At 47.7% G+C, this 21,703-nt stretch carries 20 protein-coding genes and 3 tRNA genes; 4 read left to right on the forward strand and 19 right to left on the reverse strand.

Translation table 11 applies throughout. The features are described from left to right. Positions 1 to 296 precede the first annotated feature (296 nt). On the forward strand, positions 297 to 884 hold the full coding sequence (locus V3O24_RS06395) for a hypothetical protein (RefSeq protein WP_331306641.1): 588 nt from the start codon (positions 297 to 299) through the stop codon (positions 882 to 884). A 78-nt stretch (positions 885 to 962) separates the two neighbouring features. Here V3O24_RS06395 and V3O24_RS06400 read toward each other — a convergent pair whose 3' ends face one another. The 5 genes from V3O24_RS06400 to V3O24_RS06420 are packed head-to-tail and all read right to left on the reverse strand — an operon-like array spanning position 963 to position 7,674. After that, positions 963 to 1,430: a CreA family protein gene (locus V3O24_RS06400; RefSeq protein ID WP_331306642.1), complete on the reverse strand. Its 468-nt coding sequence runs from the start codon at positions 1,428 to 1,430 to the stop codon at positions 963 to 965. A 44-nt stretch (positions 1,431 to 1,474) separates the two neighbouring features. Next, positions 1,475 to 3,079, reverse strand: a complete 1,605-nt coding sequence (locus V3O24_RS06405; protein ID WP_331306643.1) for a dipeptide ABC transporter ATP-binding protein — start codon at positions 3,077 to 3,079, stop codon at positions 1,475 to 1,477. Then, positions 3,072 to 4,415 carry an ABC transporter permease gene (locus V3O24_RS06410; protein ID WP_331306644.1) on the reverse strand — a complete coding sequence of 448 codons (1,344 nt, stop codon included), beginning with the start codon at positions 4,413 to 4,415 and terminating at the stop codon, positions 3,072 to 3,074. Before V3O24_RS06410 ends, V3O24_RS06405 begins: the two co-directional genes overlap by 8 nt. After that, positions 4,415 to 5,443 carry an ABC transporter permease gene (locus V3O24_RS06415; protein WP_331306645.1) on the reverse strand — a complete coding sequence of 343 codons (1,029 nt, stop codon included), beginning with the start codon at positions 5,441 to 5,443 and terminating at the stop codon, positions 4,415 to 4,417. The genes V3O24_RS06410 and V3O24_RS06415 overlap by 1 nt, the downstream gene beginning before the upstream one ends. Next, positions 5,440 to 7,674 carry an ABC transporter substrate-binding protein gene (locus V3O24_RS06420; RefSeq protein ID WP_331306646.1) on the reverse strand — a complete coding sequence of 745 codons (2,235 nt, stop codon included), beginning with the start codon at positions 7,672 to 7,674 and terminating at the stop codon, positions 5,440 to 5,442. The genes V3O24_RS06415 and V3O24_RS06420 overlap by 4 nt, the downstream gene beginning before the upstream one ends. Before the next feature lie 47 nt (positions 7,675 to 7,721). On the opposite strand from V3O24_RS06420, the gene V3O24_RS06425 reads away from it, so the two are divergent. Continuing rightward, entirely contained in the window at positions 7,722 to 8,504 is a 783-nt protein-coding gene (locus tag V3O24_RS06425) for an enoyl-ACP reductase (RefSeq protein ID WP_104422694.1), read from the forward strand. A gap of 102 nt (positions 8,505 to 8,606) precedes the next feature. Here V3O24_RS06425 and V3O24_RS06430 read toward each other — a convergent pair whose 3' ends face one another. From V3O24_RS06430 to V3O24_RS06470, 9 genes are all read right to left on the reverse strand, one after another. Further along, on the reverse strand, positions 8,607 to 10,463 hold the full coding sequence (locus V3O24_RS06430) for a SurA N-terminal domain-containing protein (RefSeq protein WP_331306647.1): 1,857 nt from the start codon (positions 10,461 to 10,463) through the stop codon (positions 8,607 to 8,609). Positions 10,464 to 10,542: 79 nt separating this feature from the next. Continuing rightward, a tRNA-Asp gene (locus V3O24_RS06435) sits at positions 10,543 to 10,619 on the reverse strand. A 6-nt stretch (positions 10,620 to 10,625) separates the two neighbouring features. After that, a tRNA-Val gene (locus tag V3O24_RS06440) sits at positions 10,626 to 10,701 on the reverse strand. 13 nt (positions 10,702 to 10,714) lie between these two features. Further along, positions 10,715 to 10,987: an HU family DNA-binding protein gene (locus V3O24_RS06445; protein WP_104422696.1), complete on the reverse strand. Its 273-nt coding sequence runs from the start codon at positions 10,985 to 10,987 to the stop codon at positions 10,715 to 10,717. A 194-nt stretch (positions 10,988 to 11,181) separates the two neighbouring features. Beyond that, complete coding sequence (gene lon / locus V3O24_RS06450; RefSeq protein ID WP_331306648.1) at positions 11,182 to 13,599, reverse strand: endopeptidase La; 2,418 nt, start codon at positions 13,597 to 13,599, stop codon at positions 11,182 to 11,184. Between the two features lie 178 nt (positions 13,600 to 13,777). Continuing rightward, complete coding sequence (clpX, locus tag V3O24_RS06455) at positions 13,778 to 15,052, reverse strand: ATP-dependent Clp protease ATP-binding subunit ClpX (protein WP_104422698.1); 1,275 nt, start codon at positions 15,050 to 15,052, stop codon at positions 13,778 to 13,780. A gap of 87 nt (positions 15,053 to 15,139) precedes the next feature. Further along, positions 15,140 to 15,757 carry an ATP-dependent Clp endopeptidase proteolytic subunit ClpP gene (gene clpP / locus V3O24_RS06460; RefSeq protein WP_104422997.1) on the reverse strand — a complete coding sequence of 206 codons (618 nt, stop codon included), beginning with the start codon at positions 15,755 to 15,757 and terminating at the stop codon, positions 15,140 to 15,142. A gap of 39 nt (positions 15,758 to 15,796) precedes the next feature. Further along, complete coding sequence (gene tig, locus V3O24_RS06465; RefSeq protein WP_104422699.1) at positions 15,797 to 17,092, reverse strand: trigger factor; 1,296 nt, start codon at positions 17,090 to 17,092, stop codon at positions 15,797 to 15,799. 105 nt (positions 17,093 to 17,197) lie between these two features. Beyond that, positions 17,198 to 17,282, reverse strand: a tRNA-Leu gene (locus V3O24_RS06470). A gap of 207 nt (positions 17,283 to 17,489) precedes the next feature. Between V3O24_RS06470 and V3O24_RS06475 the strand changes: the two genes are divergently transcribed. Then, positions 17,490 to 17,741 (forward strand): hypothetical protein, encoded by a 252-nt coding sequence (locus tag V3O24_RS06475; RefSeq protein WP_104422700.1) that lies wholly within the window; start codon positions 17,490 to 17,492, stop codon positions 17,739 to 17,741. Positions 17,742 to 17,749: 8 nt separating this feature from the next. On the opposite strand, the gene V3O24_RS06480 is transcribed toward V3O24_RS06475, so the two are convergent. Then, on the reverse strand, positions 17,750 to 18,604 hold the full coding sequence (locus V3O24_RS06480) for a radical SAM protein (RefSeq protein WP_104422701.1): 855 nt from the start codon (positions 18,602 to 18,604) through the stop codon (positions 17,750 to 17,752). Positions 18,605 to 18,677: 73 nt separating this feature from the next. Between V3O24_RS06480 and fae the strand changes: the two genes are divergently transcribed. Then, complete coding sequence (gene fae / locus V3O24_RS06485; protein WP_104422702.1) at positions 18,678 to 19,226, forward strand: formaldehyde-activating enzyme; 549 nt, start codon at positions 18,678 to 18,680, stop codon at positions 19,224 to 19,226. 71 nt (positions 19,227 to 19,297) lie between these two features. On the opposite strand, the gene V3O24_RS06490 is transcribed toward fae, so the two are convergent. From V3O24_RS06490 to V3O24_RS06505, 4 genes are all read right to left on the reverse strand, one after another. Then, a complete protein-coding gene (locus V3O24_RS06490; RefSeq protein ID WP_104422703.1) occupies positions 19,298 to 20,113 on the reverse strand; it encodes a formylmethanofuran dehydrogenase subunit C in 816 nt (271 codons plus the stop codon). Continuing rightward, positions 20,110 to 21,006 (reverse strand): formylmethanofuran--tetrahydromethanopterin N-formyltransferase, encoded by an 897-nt coding sequence (gene fhcD, locus V3O24_RS06495; protein ID WP_104422704.1) that lies wholly within the window; start codon positions 21,004 to 21,006, stop codon positions 20,110 to 20,112. The genes V3O24_RS06490 and fhcD overlap by 4 nt, the downstream gene beginning before the upstream one ends. Positions 21,007 to 21,067: 61 nt before the next feature. Next, positions 21,068 to 21,472, reverse strand: a complete 405-nt coding sequence (locus V3O24_RS06500; RefSeq protein WP_104422705.1) for a type II toxin-antitoxin system VapC family toxin — start codon at positions 21,470 to 21,472, stop codon at positions 21,068 to 21,070. After that, a complete protein-coding gene (locus V3O24_RS06505; protein ID WP_331306649.1) occupies positions 21,460 to 21,690 on the reverse strand; it encodes a type II toxin-antitoxin system VapB family antitoxin in 231 nt (76 codons plus the stop codon). The genes V3O24_RS06500 and V3O24_RS06505 overlap by 13 nt, the downstream gene beginning before the upstream one ends. Between the last annotated feature and the right edge of the window lie 13 nt (positions 21,691 to 21,703).

Raw genomic sequence — 21,703 nt, forward strand, 5'->3', positions numbered from 1 at the left:
TAATTTAGGCAATTACCATGAAGAGCATGAAGACTTAAACCTTTCATGCCGCTTCATGTCCTTCATGGTTAAAAAATGAAAAATAAAACTTGCTCAAGTTATTTCATGCACGTTCCTAAGGAAGCGCTGATTAAGTCCTTCGACAGGCTCAGGACGAACGGTAAATTGTTGATTCCGTTCGTGGTGAGCTTGTCGAACCATGAGCGGAATCGATTTGTTCAGCGCTTCCCTAAGCAACGCCTTGCGTTTCGAACAAGGGCGACATGCCCCATTAAATCTGTTTAGAGAACTACCTTATGGATACAAACCTTACACTTTTTTTCTTGTATTTGGTTGCAGTTATTTGTGTTACCGGCGTCGCGCTGACCGAACGATCAACGCCGATAAGCGTCAAAGAAGTTTACATGTTTTCAGGAACACTCGCCCTGATAGGATGCATCAGCGAGGTGGCTATCAATAACTTCTATAGAGCCGCTTTCGACTCGTCTCTTTGGACATACCAGGTAGCGCCCGTACATCATGGCGATACCTCGATTTTTGCGTTTTTTCAGTGGTCACTTTACGGTTATCACCTTTATTTTGTCCGAAAAAAGCTTCAGTCTTATAAAATTAAATATGAGGAATATATTTTTGCTGTTTTTCTCGCGATAGAAGCGTTGTTGCTTGAAATATTCGTCAATATTTCAAGCAATTACTTCCTTAACACGTTCATATTTTATTATGTCCCTGGAGATATGGGGCATTTCACCACTGTTTTTGTATTCCCTTTTTATCTTCTGGGCGGGGCCATATTGATCGGGATTTTTAATCGATTTTTGAAAGACCCGATGTTTTTCGGCACGTTGAGTTTTTCAGTGGCTTTTATTTTTGTGTTTTTAACGTAATTGAAACGAACGTCCGATGTCCAAAGCTGTAGTCCTGTAGGACGCAATAACTTCAGCGTATTGCGTCCTACGCCTTTACTACTGCCACTTCATAACCGGCACCGATGAAATAGAGTTCTTTGGGGACCCCTCAATCACCTTGTCGCTGTATGCCAGATAGACCAGAACATTGTGTTTTTTATCGTAGAAACGCACGACTTGCAGCGTCTTAAAAACCAGCGACAGGTTTTCCTTAAATACCACATCGCCATTTTTCAATTTATCCAGTTTGCCCGTATCGATTGGACCTATTTGCCGGCATGCAATCGATGCTTCCGATGGATCTTCAGCCAGACCCACCGCGCCTTTCATTCCGCCTGTTTTAGCGCGCGATACATGACAGGCCACACCCGGAACATCGGGATCGTCGAAGGCTTCGATCACAATTTTATGATTGGCCCCCAGCAGTTTGAATGTCGTGGTTACATCACCGATTTCTTCGGCTGACGCAGTCAAGGCTAAGGTGCCGAGAACTATTGTTACGGCAAGCAGGATTTGTTTTTTCATAGTTTATCCACAAAGTTAAAAGGTAAAGTTGATTGGTTGCGCGATCAATGATCTGTTTTCAAAACCGGCACAGCCGCCAGCAGCTTTTGGGTATAAGCCTGTTTCGGCCGGGTCAAGACATCGGCCACGCTGCCCTGCTCTACGATCTTGCCCCGGTACATCACCGCCACGTCATCGGCGATTTCCGCGACGACGGCAAGATCGTGGGTGATGAACAAATAGCTGACGCCCTTTTCCCGCTGCAAGGTTTTGAGCAATTGGATAATCTGCGCCTGCACCGACACATCCAGCGCGCTAGTCGGCTCGTCGCAGACGATCAGCTTGGGATCGACCGCCAAGGCGCGGGCAATGCAGATACGCTGGCGCTGGCCGCCGGAAAATTCATGCGGATAACGTAGCGCCGAATCCTCGGGCAAACCGACTTGCTGCAACAGTTGCCGGACCCTGGCCTTGCGTTGCTCTGAACTCACCTCGGGATGCAAGGCCCTGATGCCTTCTGCGATGATGTCGCCGACCAGCATGCGCGGGTTCATCGACGAAAACGGGTCCTGGAACACGATCTGGATATTGGCGCGCTGTCGCCGCAACGCTTCGCCGCTCAAGGCATTCAACTCGACGCCGTTGATCACGACTCGTCCGCTGCCTGGGATCAGGTTTAACAAGCTCTTGCCCAGGGTGGTTTTACCACAGCCGGATTCGCCGACCAGCGCCAGGGTTTTACCTTGCTGGATGTCGAAACTGACGCCGTCGACCGCCCGCACATAATCGACAACCCGCTTGAATAGGCCTTTCCGTATCGGGTAATGGCAATAAAAATCGCTGACCTGGAGTAACGGAGGTTTTTCCTCGACGCTGTGCATCAGGCAGCTTTGCATCGACGGCAGCGCGTTAAGCAGCTTGCGGGTGTAAGGGTGTTTGGGCCGGTTGAAGAACTCGGAGGTTAAACCGGTTTCGACGATTTTACCCTGCTGCATAACCGCAACCCGGTCCGCGATGGTGGACACCAGCGCCAAGTCGTGGCTGATCAGCCACAAGGCCATGCCGGTCTGTTGCTGGATGTTTTTCAGCAACGCCAGGATTTGCGCCTGGATGGTCACGTCCAGCGATGTAGTCGGCTCATCGGCGATTAACAAATCCGGCTGTCCCGCCAACGCGATCGCAATCATGACCCGTTGCCGCTGGCCGCCGGAAAGTTGATGCGGATAGTCGTTAATGCGTTGCTGAGGCTCGGGCAGTTCAACCTGCTGCAATAATTCCAGCGCCCGTTGTTTTACTGCGTCCCTAGGCAGGTTGAAATGCAGCTTGATGACTTCCTCGATCTGGCTGCCGATGGTCATCACCGGGTTCAGCGAGGACATCGGGTCCTGGAAAATAAAGCCGATGCGACGGCCGCGAATTTTGCACAGCTCGAATTCAGAGCGGCCCAGTAAATTATCGCCGTGCAAACTAATCGCTTCGGCGTTAAGCCTTGCATTGTTCGGCAATAACCTGAGCACCGACAAGGCGGTGATCGATTTGCCTGAACCGGACTCGCCAACCAATGCGAAGGTTTCGCCCGCATGGATTTCAAAACTGATGTCGTCGACGACCGTCTGCTTATGGTTGAAGGTGACGTTAAGATGATCGACGACCAATAGAGGATTATTCATTGCCGCTCCGTCTCGGGTCGAACGCATCCTGCACCACGTCGGCAAACAGATTGGCTGCCAGCACCAGCGCAAACATAAACACAAAGGCGGCCGTCAGCGACCACCACACGATAGGCTCACGCGCCATTTCCAGCCTTGCGCCGTTAATCATATTGCCCCAGCTGTAACTGGTCGGATCGACGCCGATATTGATATACGACAACACCGCTTCGGCCAGCACCAGAGAACTGAAATCCAGCACCACCGAGATCAGCACGATGTGCATCACGTTAGGCAGGATATGGCGCAGTAAAATCGCACCTTGCTTGACGCCCAAGGCCGAGGCGGCCTGGACGTATTCCATTTCCCTGAGCTTGAGGGTTTCCGCCCTGAGCAACCGGCACAAGCCTGTCCAACTGGTCACGCCGAGTATCATGCACAGGAACAATAAACGCGTATCGGCCCTGACGATAACGCTGGTAAAGTCCGACTCATGGCTGGCCATGTATACCTGCACCATCAGGATCGAAGCGGCGATCAGCAATACGCCGGGGATGGAATTGAGCGTGGTGTAGATGTATTGGATCACATCGTCCACCCAGCCGCGAAAAAATCCGGCCAGGATGCCGAAGATGATCGCCATCGGCAGCATGATTAACGTGGTTAACGTGCCGATGACCAGCCCGGTGCGGATGCTTTTTACGGCTTGATAAAACACGTCTTCTCCGACTTTGTCGGTGCCGAACACATGGTAATAAGGGGATAGATAAATTAAAGCATAACTAAACGATACGATCACAAATACGACAGCCAAAACCGTTTTCGCCGTTGAGCTGAGCATCAAGCGTTTATGTTGCTCAGCTAATAACCCCCACATCAGCAACATAAAAAAAACAATCAGGCTCGCGCCTTGAGCTAGGCCGTAAAGTGCTTTTTGTAAAATATCGGGGATTTTTTCCATCTCGGGATTATTCAAATGCCTGCCGCCGAACTCCAGGCGCGGATAGCCCCATTGCATGGAGCCGTCCGGCATCGCGATCATTTCCTTACTGTACAGCTTAGTCGCAAAAGGCGCGGAATAGGTTTTTTCGCCATGTTCCCGTAGCGGCGTCGCCCAATAGTCCAGCAGGCTGATAATCTCGTTTTTTGTGTCATCGGTGGGCTTAAAATGCACGGAATCGAGCAAACCGATCAATACAAAAAACAGCAGCACTACCAGCGACACCATGCCGATTTTGCTGCGGCCAATCTGTTGCAGCGGGCGCTTGATGTGTTCTTTGCCACGCAGGTGCAAGCCCAGCGCCAATATCACAACAATCAGCAAATAGATCAGCGCGTCTGTCCACAATACTACCATTACGATAACCTCACGCGCGGGTCAACCAGGGTATAGGAAATGTCGGTCAACAACAGCCCGATCACATAGAGCACCGAACCTAAGAAAACCATCGCGCGAACGATCGCAAAATCCTGACTGTTGATCGCGTCTATGGTGTAACTGCCCAAACCGGGGATGCTGAAAAACGATTCCATGATCAGGCTGCCCATGAACAACAGCGGCAACACCACCACGACGCCGGTCAAAATGGGAATCATCGCATTGGGCAATACATGCCGGAACAGGGTTTGGGTTTCGCTCAGGCCCTTGGCCCTTGCGGTGCGCACATAGTCTTTTCCGACTTCTTCCAAAAACAGCGTTCTATACCAACGCGTACCCGAACCTATGCCTGAAAACACGCCGATCAGCACCGGCAAAATCAGGAATTTAACCGCCGCCATGCCGTCGTCGTAGCCGGAAATAGGCACCAGCCTTAAGACTTTGCCGATGAAAAACTGGCCGCCGATAATGTAAAACAGCGAGGAAATCGACATCAAAATCACGCACAACACGATGCCCGTATGTTCCAGCGCCGCGCCGGCTCCCGACCGGCCTGCGGCATACACACCATCCTTGGAGACATAACTGTTGCGGAACAACACCATCATCAGCGCAAAACAAATATTCACCAGCAAGCCGATCATTAATGTCGGCAAGGCTACGGCAAGACTGGGCCAGGCGCGTTCTTTAATGTCCGCGCCGATATTCCGGCCGCTATCGGACACGCCGAAACGGAACAAAAACAAGCCGACCGATTTTTGGTAAAAAACGGTGTCGGTTATTTTCCCCCCGCCTTGCGCGGAATCATTCCAGAGCAGCGGCACATCGTAGCCGTGTTGCTGTTTCCAGTTGGCGATGGCTTGTTCGGTAACGTGCTTTTGCCCCAGCTGCATACGCGCCATATCGTCCGGGCTGTTGACGACGAAGAACAGGACGAAGGTTAAAATATTGACGCCCATCAACAGCGGTAAGCTGTATAAAAGCCGACGGATAATATATTGGGTCATTGCACGGTCTCCTTGACGCGGCGGCGGTAAGCATTAACCGCCGGAATCAACATCAGTACAAACACCGCGCCGCCGAGCACCAAAGGCCAAAATACCGGTTGGTTCCATTGCCGTCTTTTTTCAGCTCGGGCGGCCATATCGATGCGGGTATATTTAAGCTGGTTGTTCGCCATCAGGTTCGGTTTGAGGTTTTTATACCAGCCGTGAAACAGTGAAAAATTCTTCGGATGAAAGCCGAAAATCCACGGCGCGTCACGGCGCACGATCTCCTGCATTTGCTGAATAACCCGGTAACGTTGCTCGCCGTTATCCATATTACGCATTTGCTCGAATAAACGGTCGAATTCGGGATTATGGTAATTTGCGGCGTTTTCGCCGCCATATTGCACTTTGGAATTCGGACCGTACAGCAGGAAAAAGAAATTCTCGGGATCGGGATAATCGGCATTCCAGCCCCAGAAAAACAACTGGGCGTTGCCGTTGCGCATTTTTTCCTGGAAACGATTGTAGTCGGTAGCGCGTATCACCAGTTTTATACCCAGTTTTTCAAATTGCTTGCGATACCAGTTCATCCTGGGGCGGTCGTCAACGCTGGTGGCCGTGGTATCGAAATACAAAATCAGCGCTTCTTTGGTTTTGGGATCTATGCCGCCTGCATAACCGGCTTCGGTCATCAGTTGCCGCGCGGCATCGATTTTTTTACGCTGAGCTTTACCTACAGGATGTAGGTAAGGGGCGTGAGCAGGAGCGGAAGCTTTGTCATTCAGACTATCGTAAACATAGGGATTGAAGCCGCTTTTATCATCAACCCCGTAGATGCCGGGCGGCAAAACGCCTTGCGCCGCAACGCCGCGCCCGTTCATGAAAATGGAGATAAACTCTTCATAGTCGACCGCAATGGAGATAGCCTGCCGCAACTTTCGAGCCTGCTCGGACGCTCCGCCTACGGTCGCGTCCAGCATATTAAAGCCCATGTAAAAACTGGTGGTCGTCACTGAAGTTTGCAACTGGATGCCCTTTTCCAACAAGGAAGGCGTCAGCGCCACGCCGCCGCTGCCGGTAAATTGTATGGCTTGGTCGAAACTGTCCGAGGCGATGCCCGAGGCATCGTAATAGCCTTGCAGGAATTTTGTCCAGTAGGGGATGGTTTCTTTTTCCAGCATGAAAACCACTTTATCGATAAACGGCAGCTGTTTTCCGGCGTCGGCCAGCAGGCCTTTTTGCCGGTCGTCAGGCTCGCCTTCGCTCGGATAGGTTTCAACATGAAACAGCGGATTTTTCAGCAGGATCATGCGTCGGTTCGGGTTATTCTCCGCCAACAGGTAAGGCCCGGTGCCTATCGGGAACCAGTCCAGGGTAATGTTTTTGTCGGCAAGTCCCGGCTGATCGTAAAACACATCCGCTTCCCACGGCATCGGCGAGAAAAACGGCATGGCCAGCCAGTAGATAAATTGCGGATATTTGCCTTTAATGCGGATGCGGTACTGGTAAGGGCTGAGCGCTGTTGCGCCTTCTATCGCCAGGTCCCTGATCGCCGTCTTGGGCTTGTCTTTGACCTGTTTGGAAAAATCGTCAAAGCCGACGATATAATTCTTCATGATTTCGGCTATCGGCGACTGAATTTTGGGATGCGCCAAACGCTTGATTTGGTAGACATAATCCTCGGCAGTCAATTCGCGCGAACCGGTCGCGTTAAAGTCATTAAGCGACGTAGCTGCCTCGATTTGCGCTGCGCTTAACCGGTGATATTCATAATTGCCCTGAGGATTTTTAGCCAGCGCCGGGTGCGGCTGGTAGCGAATACCGGATTGAATATCAATAATATAATCGGTAAACCCAATATCGCGGTCATTTGCACCCTGCTCCAGCTTTTCGCCTTTGGGGTTCAGATAAATAACTTCCGGCATACGGACGGCGGTTAGCGGCACCACTTGATAAGGCCGCTTCAGATAATGATATTGAAACGGCGGTTCGTAAATCTGCGAGATAAAGGCATATTCGTTGGAACTGTAGGCGACAGCCGGATCCATGTGCTTGGGTCGCTCCGAAAACGATTCGTACAAAACCGCTTGCCCGCTCTCGTCTTCGGTATAGGGATTGTTCAGTTGCGCCGATGCCGCACACGAAAACGTCGCGGCCAAAAACATGGCCGTCAATATCGGAACTAACGCACGAGCTTTGAAGGTTTGCATCTTCATGGACAAAAGACTGGACATCAATATAAGGGTCATAGATACTTGAAACTCTATTGTAACAACAAAAACATGGGGAGATGATAATGGGTTTTATGCAGGGCAAACGTGTCTTGATTGTAGGCTTAGCCAGTAACCGTTCAATTGCATGGGGCATTGCCCAAGCCATGCACCGCGAAGGAGCTGAATTGGCCTTTACCTTTCAAAATGAAAAACTGCAAAGTCGCGTCGAAGAAATGGCAGGGCAATGTGATTCCAACATTACCATTGAATGCGATGTCAGCATTGATGAGCATATCGACAATGTCTTTAAAAAACTGGGCGAGCATTGGGACGGCCTGGATTGCATCGTGCACTCGGTCGCTTACGCACCCCGCGACGCGCTGAACGGCGATTATGTTGATGTCACCACCCGCGAAAACTTTAAAATCGCTCATGATGTGAGTTCTTACAGCTTTACTGCATTGGCAAAAGCCGGACGCGCAATGATGGCGGGCCGCAACGGCTCACTGTTAACCCTGTCTTACTTAGGCGCCGACCGGGCGATCCCTAATTACAACGTAATGGGTGTCGCCAAAGCCAGCCTGGAAGCCAATGTCCGCTATATGGCTGTTGCGTTAGGCGCGGAAGGTACGCGCGTTAATGCGATTTCCGCCGGCCCGATCAGAACGCTTGCCGCCTCGGGTATTAATGATTTTAAATCCATGCTCAGCAAAGCGGCCGATACCGCGCCTTTAAAGAGAAACGTCAGCATTGAAGAAGTCGGCAACGCGGCGGCTTTCATGTGTTCCGACCTGGCTTCGGGTATTACCGGCGAAATTACTTTTGTCGATTGCGGCTATAATATTGCCGGCTTAGCAGCGTCTTAAAAGCAAAAATCTTGACGCAAAAAAGGGAGCTTAAAGCTCCCTTTTTTATTTCCGGCTCGGTAGTATCCAACCCCATCACTCAACTATGTGATGGGCTCCGCTCTACCGCTTCACCGATATATCGGCATCGGCCTGCAAGCTGTTTATCAACGCATTAAACTCAGTCTGCCCGAAAGCCTTGGCAATATTCTTCGTCGCCAGTTCCAGCTGCTTTTTATCGTCTTCAGTCATTACGCCTTCCTTTACTTTCGACAAACTCACAACCGCTTGTTCTCCGGCGGGTAATTCAGCAATAAAAACAGTGGATTTTCCGCCCACTGGTTTAGCCGCCCTAAAAATCGCATCACTCAGCACCAATGGCAAACCATCTTTGCTGCGTGTTAAACCCGCCACTGTTTTAACTTGCAGCTTGTTCTCAGCCGCTACAGCCTGAATAGAATCGCCCGCCTGTAATTTAGCCTTGATCTTTTTAGCTGTTTCAGCAGCCTGCCGCCTGGCTTTATCGGACTGTAATACCGCAACTATCTCCGGCTTAACATCTTTTTGCTCACGCGCAGCCGCCGCTTTGTGTTCCAACAGCCGCAACACAACCAGGCTGTCGGTTCCCAATTCTATCGGTGCGCTATTGTTACCATGCAGAACTTCTTCAGTGAAGGCTGCACTCCGAACTTTCTCTTCAGCGGCAATGCTCTCGCCCTTGTCTTTGGTGAATAAGGCCGATTTCTTAATGGTGACGCCTAAAGCGTCTGCAACTGTTTTCAGGTTGTCGGGATTTTCATAACTCATTTCGGTCAAGGTTTCACCCGCCTCATAAAAGGCATTTTCCGCTTGGGCTTTCTGATAAGCCTTGGCCACTTCGTTTTTCACTGAATCGAACGGTTTGACTTCTCCCGGCGCCAACTCGGTTACTTTAATCAGATGATAACCGAATGCCGACTTAACGGGGTTTGAAACTTCACCCAGCTTTAGAGCGCTCGCCGCATCCTCAAATGATTTTTCCATGACGCCGACATTAAACAGGCCTAAATCCCCGCCTGTTTTAGCGGTTAACTTATCGTCGGAAACTTCCGCCGCAACAGCCGCAAAATCTTTATTAGCCAATTCTTTTTTTGCGTTCAAGGCTTTTTCCAAAGCCGTTTTCTCGTCGGTTTTGTCATTAATTGCAAACAGGATATGACTGATTTTCCTTCGTTCTGCGGTAGTGTATTGATCTTTTTGCTCCTCATAATAAGCTTTCAATTTGTCATCAGTTACCGCTATCGTCTTGGCTATATCTTCAAGCGATAATTCTATGTATTCTATAGAGATTTGCTCAGGCGTTTGATAGGCATCCTGATGCTGTTGATAATAGGCTGTGATTTCTTCCTCTGTGGGTTGCTCTGCCGTTTTTTGCACCGCAACAGTGACATAATCTACATCACGTTGCTGATTCTGGATTTTGAAAAAACTTTCCACATCATATTTCGTTGCAAAACTGCTATCTATAATGCTGCGCTGAAACTGCTCCATGATCAGTGCGCTCTTGATCCTGTTTACAAATTCCGCTGAGGACATTTTTTGTAAATTAAGCATTGTTTTATACCGCTTGTCATCAAACTTACCATCTACCTGAAAATAAGGCAGCGATTGTATAAATTCGCGCGCGGTATCATCCGTTGTAACCAAGCCTTTGGCATGCACATATTGCAATAAAACTTCATCCTTTATCAGCTTCTCCAACGCCTGCGCCTTCAAGCTTTGTTCGTCAATGGTCATCCCTTGAAGATTCTGGCTATACTGCTCATAAGCCTTGTTAACATCGCGCTGAAAAAAATCCTTATCGCCTACGGAAGCGACAGGTGCTTCTTTTCCGGTATCCAAATAGTTCTGAATCCCCCATAAAGCAAAGGGCACACAAATTACTATCAAAATACCCCATGCAAAAGCACCTTGTGCTTTTTCTCTAATTTTTGTCAGCATATGCTCTGTCCTAAAGAAACAACTTAATTTTAATCAAAAAAAAAGCCCCGAACCAATCGATCCGGGGCTTTTTTGATTTTGGCGGAGTGGACGGGGCTCGAACCCGCGACCACCGGCGTGACAGGCCGGTATTCTAACCAACTGAACTACCACTCCAAAGTCTGGTGGGTGCTGAGGGGTTCGAACCCCCGACCCTCGCCTTGTAAGGGCGATGCTCTCCCAGCTGAGCTAAGCACCCGACTAAAGAAATCCTAGTTTACAGCATCTTTTAAAGATTTACCAGCTTTAAATGAAGGAATTTTTGCAGCCTTAATAGTAATCTCAGCCCCAGTCTGTGGATTACGTCCTTTGCGCTCCGCTCTTTCTTTTACAGCGTATGTTCCAAATCCAACTAAAGCAACTGAATCACCGTTGCTTAAGGCTTTTGTAACTGCACCAATAAAGCCATCTAATGCACGACCCGCATCCGCTTTAGTTAATTCAGCAGATTCTGCTATAGCGTCAATAAGTTCCGATTTATTCATTATTCCCCCTTAGGAAGTCATTTTTTAAAGTTATATTCTAAAAGCTCAGCGTGATAATTCTTGATGCCCCATCCTCGGCAGCACAAAAAACACCGGTATTTATAACAACTGGGCTTGCGCAGTGTCAAGCATTACCACCCCGGAAGCCCTGATTTTTGCGGTTTTGCCAATTCCTTAACAAAACTTAGCATTAGTCAATGTGCTGTTAAACCCTGTTTTATTATTTTAACTGCGTCAGCTTCATTTTTTCCTTGCTCTTCCGCTTCTATCTTTTCAACAGGCATGGGCATATATTGCAAAGCGACTTCCAATACCTCGTCAATCCAATGGACGGGTTTGATCTTAAGATTTTGCTTGATATTTTCCGGTATCTCTGCCAAATCTTTTTCATTCTCAGCTGGAATCAAAACTGTTGTTATCCCTCCGCGGTGAGCCGCCAGGAGTTTTTCTTTCAATCCCCCGATAGGCAACACCTCTCCTCGCAAGGTAATTTCACCTGTCATAGCTACACAGGCGCGAACAGGTATTTTGGTCAAAGCTGAGATGATAGCGGTACACATACCCACCCCGGCACTCGGACCATCTTTGGGAGTCGCGCCTTCCGGCACATGGATATGTATATCATTTTTCTGAAACAGCTCATTATCAATACCCAGGATTTCCGACCGGCTCCTGACCACCGTCATCGCGGCTTCAATTGACTCTTTCATGACATCACCGAGCTTACCGGTTGCCGAATGCTTGCCTTTTCCCGGAATTACCGCTGTCTCAATAGTCAGCAATTCGCCCCCCACTTCGGTCCAGGCCAAACCGGTCACTTGTCCAATCTGATCTTTCTCTTCAGCCAAACCGTAATGAAAACGCCTAACCCCTAGATATTTATCCAAATTTCCCGAATTAACCACAACTTTGCTTTTTCTTGGCTTTAACAGCAAATCCTTAACCACTTTACGGCAAATTTTCGAGATTTCACGCTCAAGACTCCGCACCCCCGCTTCCCGAGAGTAATAACGGATCATATCCCTGACAGCCTCTTCCGTGATCTGAATGTCCCGATCCTTAAGACCGTTATTATTAACTTGCTTCGGGATCAAATACCGGATTGCGATATTGATTTTTTCGTCTTCCGTATAACCGGCAATGCGTATAACTTCCATTCTGTCCAGCAGCGCCGGAGGTATATTCATAGTATTGGCAGTCGCAACAAACATCACATCCGACAAATCGAAATCCACTTCCAGATAATGATCTGAAAAAGTGTGATTCTGCTCGGGATCCAGCACCTCTAATAAAGCCGACGCCGGATCTCCCCGAAAATCGGCCGCCATTTTATCGATTTCATCGAGCAAAAACATAGGGTTCCGCGTTTTCACTTTGGACAGATTCTGCAAAATTTTACCCGGCATAGAACCTATATAAGTTCGACGATGCCCGCGGATTTCAGCCTCATCGCGCACGCCGCCCAGAGCCATACGCACATATTTGCGATTGGTTGCCCTGGCAATGGACTCACCCAACGAGGTTTTACCTACACCCGGAGGTCCCACCAAACACAAAATAGGCCCTTTGAGCTGCTTCACCCGTTGCTGAACGGCAAGATATTCAAGAATACGCTCTTTAACTTTCTCCAACCCGTAATGCTCGGCCTCCAAAACCTGCTCGGCAAGCTTTAAATCATGACGTACTTTGGTTTTTTTCTTCCAGGGTACATTGACCATCCAGTCAATATAATTGCGCACCACGGTTGCCTCGGCTGACATAGGCGACATCTGCTTAAGCTTGTTAAGCTCTGCATCCGCTTTTGCCCGGGCTTCTTTAGACATACCGGCGCTCTCAATTTTCTTCGCCAGCTCTTCAATTTCATTGGGTACATCATCCATGTCCCCCAATTCTTTTTGAATCGCCTTCATCTGTTCATTCAGATAGTATTCCCTTTGGTTCTTCTCCATTTGCTGCTTAACGCGCACCCGGATTCTTTTCTCCATCTCCAGAAGGTCAACCTCCCCTTCCATTAAGGTCATTAAATCTTCCAACCGCTTTTCAATGTCTGCTGTTTCAAGAATAGCCTGCTTTTCATTAACCTTTAAAGTCATATGAGCCGCCATCGTATCGGCAAGACGGCTTGGATCGTCAATACCGGACAATGAATTCAAGACTTCCGGCGGAATCTTATTATTCAGCTTAACGTATTGATCGAACGAATTAATCACCGTCCGCTGTAACACATCCTGCTCTTGCTCAGTGAGTTTTAAAATATCGTGAATTTCCGTCACCTCGGCAGAAAAATAATCCCCCGTTTCTTTGTAACGCAACACTTTGCTGCGCTGAATCCCTTCAACCAAAACCTTGACAGTTCCATCAGGTAATTTCAGCATCTGTAAGATATTAGCCAGGGTGCCGATCTCATAAAGATCAGCAATATCCGGCTCATCGACTTCAGCCTCTTTTTGCGCGACCAATAAAATCTGTTTATTGTCTTTCATGGCGGCATCTAAAGCATCAATCGACCTTTCCCTACCGACAAACAAGGGAATGACCATATGCGGATAAACGACCACATCTCTGAGCGGCAAAACCGGAATCAGTACATTTATTTGTTGTAACTCTGTCATTTTGTGCGTTTCCATAAATGGAACCTTACCAATTTTTCTTAGAAAGAGAAATTATGGGGATGTTAATTTAAATAGCAAGCTTGCCGGCTCAAAATAGTATTTTTTAAACTATCTACTGCATAAAAAAAGGGAGCTTTAAAATAAAGACTCCCTTTTTATCAACCGGCAAAAATTTCTTTTAAGATTCGGCAGAAGCTTTTTTCTTTTCGGCTTCATAAACCAGAATAGGTTCCGATTCACCTAAAATGACACTGCCATCGACAACAACCTTGCAAATATTATCCGCAGACGGCAACTCATACATGGTGTTCAACAGGACATTTTCAACAATCGTCCTTAATCCTCTCGCGCCGGTTTTTCTTTCCATGGCTTTACGGGCGATTGCAACCAAGGAATCATCGCGAAACTCCAGCTCGGCGCCTTCCATCTCAAATAAGTGCTTGTATTGTTTGATTAGTGCATTTTTGGGCTCAGTTAGTATCTGCACTAAAGCTTTCTCGTCCAGTTCCTCTAATGTAGCAACAACCGGCAGACGGCCAACGAATTCAGGAATCAAACCATATTTAATCAGATCCTCAGCTTCGACTTCGGCAAACAGCTGACCAATATTTTTAGACTCGTCTTTGGTCTTTATTTCGGCTGCGAAACCAATCCCGCCTTTCTCGGAACGATCCTTAATAACCCGATCCAAACCGGCAAAAGCGCCTCCGACTATAAACAGGATATTAGCCGTATTAACTTGCAAAAACTCCTGTTGCGGGTGCTTGCGTCCACCTTGAGGCGGAACCGAAGCGATGGTGCCTTCAATCAGCTTCAACAAAGCCTGCTGCACACCCTCGCCTGAAACATCGCGGGTAATCGACGGATTATCGGATTTTCTGGAAATCTTATCGATCTCATCGATATAAACGATGCCGGTTTCCGCTTTTTCTACATCATAATCACATTTCTGTAGAATCTTCTGAATAATGTTTTCTACGTCCTCACCTACATAACCGGCTTCTGTCAACGTAGTTGCATCGGCGATAGTAAACGGCACGTCCAGTAAACGCGCCAAGGTCTCAGCCAGCAAGGTTTTCCCTGAACCGGTAGGCCCAATCAACAAAATATTACTTTTTGCTAATTCAACCGCATCTTTTTTAGACTTACTGCGCAGCCGCTTATAATGATTATAAACAGCCACCGCCAAAATCTTTTTCGCATTTTCCTGACCGATAACGTAATTATCAAGTTCTTCTTTTATCTCTTTCGGCTTGGGCAATTCACCGCCGCTAAAAGAAGATGAATCATCCTGTAATTCGTCTTTGATAATATCATTACAAAGATCCACACATTCATCACAGACATAAACTGACGGCCCTGCAATAAGCTTTCTGACCTCATGCTGACTTTTACCGCAAAAAGAACAATAAAGCAGTTTATCGTCGTCTTTGCTGTTTTTGTCATTACTCATAAATTAGGCTCCCGCAAACATCCGGAGATGATGTTTTTATTTTCGATAGGGCGAAGAATAGATCGAAATACAAAAAAATTCCAACCATTATTTATTCGCAATCGCTGCTCGGCTCGACAATACTTGATCAATCAGACCGTAACTAACCGCATCGTTTGCACTCAAGAAGTTGTCTCTGTCAGTATCTTGCTGAACCTTTTCTATCGGCTGCCCAGTATGATCAGAAAGAATTTTATTCAGCTTTTCCCTGATCGACAGGATTTCTCTGGCATGAATATCAATATCCGAAGCTTGGCCCTGAAAGCCACCCAATGGCTGATGAATCATCATTCTGGAGTGAGGCAAGCAATAACGTTTGCCTTTGGCTCCGCCAGTCAACAGCAAGGCCCCCATACTTGCGGCTTGGCCGATACACATGGTGCTGACATCGGGCTTAATGAACTGCATGGTGTCATAGATCGACATACCCGCCGTCACCGAACCGCCTGGCGAATTAATATATAAATGAATATCCTTATCGGGGTTTTCCGATTCCAGAAAAAGCAACTGGGCAACAACCAGATTAGCCATGTAATCTTCAACCTGCCCTACCAGAAAGATCACCCGCTCTTTTAATAATCTCGAATAAATATCGAAAGAACGCTCGCCCCGAGCAGTTTGCTCGATAACGATAGGAACCAAGCCACCCGCTGCCTCTGGAGCCATCATTTGATTTCTTATGTACTGGTTATACATTTAAACCCCTTACCCTTGCTTGTTCATAGCATCGCTAAAACTTATAGTCTCGTCAGTCACTTTTGCTTGAGCAACCAGCCAGTCAATGGTCTGATTTTCCAAAACCATCTGCCGCACATCGTTCAAGCGGTTTTCATCGGAATAATACCATTCAACCACGTCTTTGGGACGCTCATAGCTTTTCGCCATGTCTTCAATAGTAGAGCGTACCTTATTGTCGTCCACCTTAATACCATTTTCATGAATAATTTCACTTAAGATCAAACCCAACGCAACACGACGTTTTGCCTGTTCTTCAAAAGCATCTCTGGGCAACTTCAAATCTTCCAGCTTCATTTTCTGTCTTTTGGCGGTTTCGATGTATGGCTTCATCATACTTTCGACTTCCTGGTCAACCAGTGTATTTGGAACACTGATCTGAATCTTTTCAGCTAACGCATTCATCACTGCGTTTTTCAGCTTGTTGCGCAACGCCTGCTCAAGCTCATTTTCCAGATTGCTTTTGATATCTTCACGGAAAGCATCCACTGAACCATCAATACCATACGCTTTAATAAAAGCATCATCGATTTCAGGCAGCACAGGCTCTTCAACACTAATCACTTCAACTTCAAACTCAGCCACTTTACCGGCCAATTTTTCATTGCCATATTCTTCAGGAAAAGACACCTCAAAGGTTTTCTTCTCACCAACGCTGAGACCAACCAGATTTTCTTCAAACCCCGGAATCATTTGTTTCGCGCCGATTTCAACTGAATAATTTTCTACCTTTCCATCGGTAAAGTTCTCACCCTCGGAAACGCCGGAAAAACTAATCGTCACGCGATCAGGTTCCTGGGATGCGCGCTCGACCGTAGCCCAGCTTTTCTTTTGCGCTCTTAGTTTCTCAATCATGCCGTCCACATCGACATCTTGAACGGTCGCAACAGGACGCACCACTTCAATTTGATCAATGCCTTCCAGTGAGATTTCAGGGTAAACTTCAAACTCGGCAGTATATTTGAAACCATCAGATTCATCTGATGACTGAATATGCGGATAACCTGCAGGTCTTAAATCCTGTTCCTTTAATGCTTCAAAATAAGTAGTCTCAACCAGATCTCCAGCTATTTCACCACGAACCCGGTCTCCATACATTTTCTTGATAACATGCTGGGGCGCTTTACCCGGCCGAAAGCCATCAATTTTAACTTCGCGCGCTAACGATTTTAAACGTGCCGCCATTTTTTCCTGAACAACTTCCTCAGGCACGCTAACAGTCATTTTTCTGCTTAATTCTGATGTCTTTTCGACAGAAACTTGCATTTCTTTACCTCAATTAAATTTAAAATAAGATTTTTTATAGAATACCGGTAGACGGCTTAAAAGAACTGAAAAGTTAGCGATGAGGGCTGACTCTTATGAATTGGGTGGTGCGAATGGAGAGACTCGAACTCTCACAGGATAACCTACTGGAACCTAAATCCAGCGCGTCTACCAGTTCCGCCACATTCGCACTTTAAATGAACTTGTAATTGTACCTGGAATCATCCGAAGACGACAAGCTATAAATTAAAGCATTTATTCTACATAACCGTTCGTCGCTCAAAGAAATACCCCATTTCTCACAGTTCCATCCTAAAATTACGATTCTATCGTTGCATATTCCCCATATAGATGTAGTATTAGCCTGATGCCAATTCAATGTATTAGGGGGTACGACATGAACATTACACCAACGACCAGCGCAATGAATCTACTCAACACAGCCCAGCATAAATCAGCGGATGCCGCCCAAGTAATCGCTAAATTGCCCATACAAAACGATGAAGTCGGCAGTCCAGAGTTCAATTCCGGCGATATTATCAAACCGGTACTCAGCTTAAAAGAAGCCGAACTGGAAACCTCCGCCGCAGTTAAATTACTCGAAGCCGATAAAAAAACACTTGGATCCCTACTGGATATCAAAAGTTAACACATCGCTCAGCCAGACACTAAGACCTCAAAACCAAAAAGCCTGATTTCATCAGCAAAAGCATTCAACACTGCTACCGACAACTTCTCCAGCCGACTGGATTCAGGCTGGAGAGACGGCCTTGCTATCGTATACAACATCACCCCCTTCAGCACACAACCCTTTGCTTTAATCTCCTTAAGCAAATCCAGGTATGCGTTTTTTTCCTTTAAGGACAAGCCTTGTTTATCGTAATCGAGTAAACAGGTTTGCAGCTTGGTCGGACAAAGCCTTGCCGAAAGCAACAGATTTTCCACGCTCGCCTGACAGCTCTGTCCGGTATTATTGATTAAAGCCCGGCCCTCTTCCGTGGCGCTATCCAACTTGAACCATACTTCGCCGCCATATTCCTTTAACTTTTTCAGGCCCGCCTGGACGCAGGGCCGATGCACCAAACTGCCATTGGTAATCAGCACAAAATTACACTGCGGCAAAATCCCGGCCTCTGCTGCCACCTCGCCAATCAAAGCTACGGCCTTATCGAAATCCTTTAGACTGGTCGGTTCGCCATTGCCGGAAATAGCAACATCCTTAATTACCCGTTTATCTTCATCGACCTGGAAACGCTGATAAAAATTGCCGTTGAGAACATCATCAAGAAAAAATCTCAACTCTTGCCCCAGCAATTGAAAATCCATATCCGGCGCCGCGCCCACTTTAAGATTGGGAACCTGGCAATAAATGCAACGCCAGTTACAGGCATTGTTAGGATTAAAATTGATGCCGATCGACAAGCCGCCCGCCCGCCTGGAAAACACCGGATACACATATTTCAACCCGGCAACATCCCGATTATGATTGTTTACTGTTAATGTCGAAGCCATGACCCTACTCAGAAATAATCCAAATCATGCTATTCTACGATCTTCTCTATTTTTAATTTGGAGTTTTTAAGTCATGAGCGAAAGAATTATATTGCGCACCGGCGAAGCGCTGGTTGCAGGCGGTCCGCCGGGTACCGCGGCAGAACCTGAAATCATTATCGGAGAACTGGACGGCCCGGTCGGCATTGCTCTCGCAACACTGACCGGCAATCAGTCTAAAGGCCATTCCAAAGTCTTTGCCATTTTAAACACCGACATTCAAGTGCGTCCGGTAACGCTGATGGTTAGCAAGGTAACGGTAAAAAACAGCCGCTACACCAATATCCTGATGGGTACCGTACAAGCGGCCATTGCCAACGGCGTGCTTGACGCAGTGCGCGCCGGCGACATTCCCAAGGAAAAAGCCAATGATTTAGGCATTATCTGTTCAGTCTGGTTAAATCCGAGTGTTGCGACGGACGACAATCTGGATCATCAAATCCTGTTCGATATACACCGTAAAGCCATGACGCAAGCGATCCACAAAGCCATGACCAACACACCGGATATCGACTGGCTGCTGGAAAATCAGGATAAAATCACCCACAAATATTTCCAGATGGGCCTGGACGGAAAGATTTAAAGTCCATACAAAAAAGCCCCGATAAACGGGGCTTTTTTGTAGCCACAAGCAAGTCGAATGATGTAAGTACGCTACCCTATTTTAACCAATACTTCGCCACGCCCCATTTCCGACATATCGCCAGCATAACGCTGCACCCGGTTAAAAGCCGCAGAGCCGTCTGCAAATTTGGAATTAAATTTCTTAAATGAGGCAAACAGTATCGGCAAAAACGCCAAGGTGTGCGCACCGCAATCATTGAATCTTGCCGACGCCTGCGGCTGATTCCATAACAATAACGTGCCCCGGCGCATCGCAAACCCTAGATATTTTCCGGTCTGCCCCATGACCGCAATAGTGCCCGCCGTCATTCTGGAACCGCAATAATCGCCGGCATTGCCCTCGATCAGAATGTTGCCGCGCCGCATGTGATCGCCGGCGCGCTCGCCGACATTGCCTTTAACCAGAACGGTTCCGCCTTTCATGCCCATTTTATTGCCGGGCAGAGCCGCGCCCAAAAAATCGCCGGCATTACCGTTAATCGTTAGGAAGCCTTTCTTCATTTCGCAGGCCGCATAAATCCCTACATCACCGGACACTTCAATCTCGCCAGATTTCATGCCTAAACCGAGATAAGCGCCCGCATCGCCTTCAACCGTTATGCGTCCGCCATCCAGTTCTTTGCCGATAAAATCAAGCTTACCGAAACTGTTTTTTATGACGATGTTTTGCGCGTCGGAACCTGCAATATCGAATAACTCGTCGACACGAATCTTGCGCTTGCCATTCTGTAACGTAAGAGCGGCAATTTCAGCCGCCTGCATACCATCCAGTTTATGGCAAACCAGCGGTGACATATCCACGCGCTGATCAGGCTTAAGTTTCAGCGTAAAGGTTAAAGCGCTCATGCCATAATCTCCTGTAAGTGAAAGTGGAACGGCCCTAACTTGCCACCGTAATTACCCGCACTAATGCGTTTGATGCCGTTCGTAGCGCCTAAATCGCAGACCGCCTGAATGCCCACACGCATGGCTTTATCAATGTCTTCTTTGGTTAAACCGTCGATAACGATTTCCATGACCGATTCGATTTCCGGCGACAGGTCGGTTTTGGTCATCCCCTTTAAAGTCGGGCAGAAAGCATCATTGGTTGACGCGCCCAAAGCCGCATATTTTGAACCCACCTTGGAACCGGAGCGCACTACGCCGCCGGGGAACGGCATAATCACATTCGGGATCTTGCGCATTTCTTCAATCGCCGCCTCACAGGCCGCCAAAGCTTGCGGTTGCGATTCGGCCAACACCAAGAAATTGCCGCCGCCGACTGCATCAACCTGCCCGGTAGTTGCTTCGGCCAAAAACTCGCCGTCCATGACCGGAATACGCCAGTAACGCTTGCCGTCGATTAATTTAGCCACTTGAAAACCGTCGCCGAAATAACGCAGGTTTTTACCCAAGGCTATGCGTGTGCCGCCATCAATACCGGCAAACAAGGCTGAGGTCGGCGACGTCAATACGCACTGACCCGCGCGTGTTTCAAGCTGCTTGGCCAAACCTTTGCCGCCCATCGCAAAAATCATGATCGACACGCCGGGGCGGCCGTCAGGCGTTTCGGAAGGATCAAGAACCCGCTCAATTCCCGCCTCGCAACCGCAGGCAATCACCGACGTTGCAAAACCGGTCATGGCTTGGGCCGAGATCATCGCCCACTTTTCATTTTGTGCGGTGATGATGGCGCGAGTGGCTTTCATCGGAAACGCTTCGGCAAACGTAGCGTCTATGGTTACACCGTTAATAATCATATTGTTAAACTCATTATTGAACTATTTTTCAGTATCGTAGCTTGATTGGTAAATCTCTAACCTAAATATCAAGCAAATGCCCTTGCAATTCGGGATAATTTTTAAAATGACCATCGACGCTCATTAACTTAGCATGATAGTTTAAAGCTGTGCCGATAATCATCCGATCAAACGGATCCTTATGAATATCGGTTAAATCAACAGCACAGCAAGTAATAGCGGGTGACAACGGCAATAGCTCAATACCGGCCGGAGCTAAAGCCTCTTGCAACCATTCACTAACCGGTAAAGGCAAAACCAAACGACCACCTTTTACCAATTGCGCTATTTCAAAACACGAAATAACCGAAACAGCTACCCGCTCGGTTTGTTCTATGCAGTCAATTTGCTGCGCTGATAAGTAACTAAACTTATCATTTAGCCACCATACCCAAATATGCGTATCCAATACGACTATTTGAGACACTCAAAATCCTCACTCGTCACACTGGGCTCTATTAAATCGCCGATTATCTTGCCTTTACCGGCGATAGATGCGGGCGGCTGGCGGCGTTTATCAACGGCTTGATGATTTTTGATTAACTCGCGCAGAGCAATATTAATTATTTCATTAAAATCATCAACGCCCACACATTGCGAGGCATTTTTCAACAAGGTGTCGTTTACAGTAATGGTTTGTTGCATGACTAAATCCTGC

The organism is Methylobacter sp. Wu8, from assembly GCF_036440755.1.
Classification (GTDB): domain Bacteria; phylum Pseudomonadota; class Gammaproteobacteria; order Methylococcales; family Methylomonadaceae; genus Methylobacter_A; species Methylobacter_A tundripaludum_A.

Bases quoted from the DNA above. Each gene is read 5' to 3' on its own strand.
- clpP (WP_104422997.1), bottom strand. From the start codon at position 15,757: ATGGCTCCAGAGGCAGCGGGTGGCTTGGTTCCTATCGTTATCGAGCAA.
- V3O24_RS06425 (WP_104422694.1), top strand. From the start codon at position 7,722: ATGGGTTTTATGCAGGGCAAACGTGTCTTGATTGTAGGCTTAGCCAGT.
- V3O24_RS06400 (WP_331306642.1), bottom strand. From the start codon at position 1,430: ATGAAAAAACAAATCCTGCTTGCCGTAACAATAGTTCTCGGCACCTTA.
- fhcD (WP_104422704.1), bottom strand. From the start codon at position 21,006: ATGATTATTAACGGTGTAACCATAGACGCTACGTTTGCCGAAGCGTTT.
- V3O24_RS06490 (WP_104422703.1), bottom strand. From the start codon at position 20,113: ATGAGCGCTTTAACCTTTACGCTGAAACTTAAGCCTGATCAGCGCGTG.
- V3O24_RS06395 (WP_331306641.1), top strand. From the start codon at position 297: ATGGATACAAACCTTACACTTTTTTTCTTGTATTTGGTTGCAGTTATT.
- V3O24_RS06410 (WP_331306644.1), bottom strand. From the start codon at position 4,415: ATGGTAGTATTGTGGACAGACGCGCTGATCTATTTGCTGATTGTTGTG.
- V3O24_RS06415 (WP_331306645.1), bottom strand. From the start codon at position 5,443: ATGACCCAATATATTATCCGTCGGCTTTTATACAGCTTACCGCTGTTG.
- V3O24_RS06480 (WP_104422701.1), bottom strand. From the start codon at position 18,604: ATGGCTTCGACATTAACAGTAAACAATCATAATCGGGATGTTGCCGGG.
- V3O24_RS06405 (WP_331306643.1), bottom strand. From the start codon at position 3,079: ATGAATAATCCTCTATTGGTCGTCGATCATCTTAACGTCACCTTCAAC.
- tig (WP_104422699.1), bottom strand. From the start codon at position 17,092: ATGCAAGTTTCTGTCGAAAAGACATCAGAATTAAGCAGAAAAATGACT.
- V3O24_RS06420 (WP_331306646.1), bottom strand. From the start codon at position 7,674: ATGACCCTTATATTGATGTCCAGTCTTTTGTCCATGAAGATGCAAACC.
- clpX (WP_104422698.1), bottom strand. From the start codon at position 15,052: ATGAGTAATGACAAAAACAGCAAAGACGACGATAAACTGCTTTATTGT.
- V3O24_RS06445 (WP_104422696.1), bottom strand. From the start codon at position 10,987: ATGAATAAATCGGAACTTATTGACGCTATAGCAGAATCTGCTGAATTA.
- lon (WP_331306648.1), bottom strand. From the start codon at position 13,599: ATGACAGAGTTACAACAAATAAATGTACTGATTCCGGTTTTGCCGCTC.
- V3O24_RS06475 (WP_104422700.1), top strand. From the start codon at position 17,490: ATGAACATTACACCAACGACCAGCGCAATGAATCTACTCAACACAGCC.
- V3O24_RS06430 (WP_331306647.1), bottom strand. From the start codon at position 10,463: ATGCTGACAAAAATTAGAGAAAAAGCACAAGGTGCTTTTGCATGGGGT.
- V3O24_RS06505 (WP_331306649.1), bottom strand. From the start codon at position 21,690: ATGCAACAAACCATTACTGTAAACGACACCTTGTTGAAAAATGCCTCG.
- fae (WP_104422702.1), top strand. From the start codon at position 18,678: ATGAGCGAAAGAATTATATTGCGCACCGGCGAAGCGCTGGTTGCAGGC.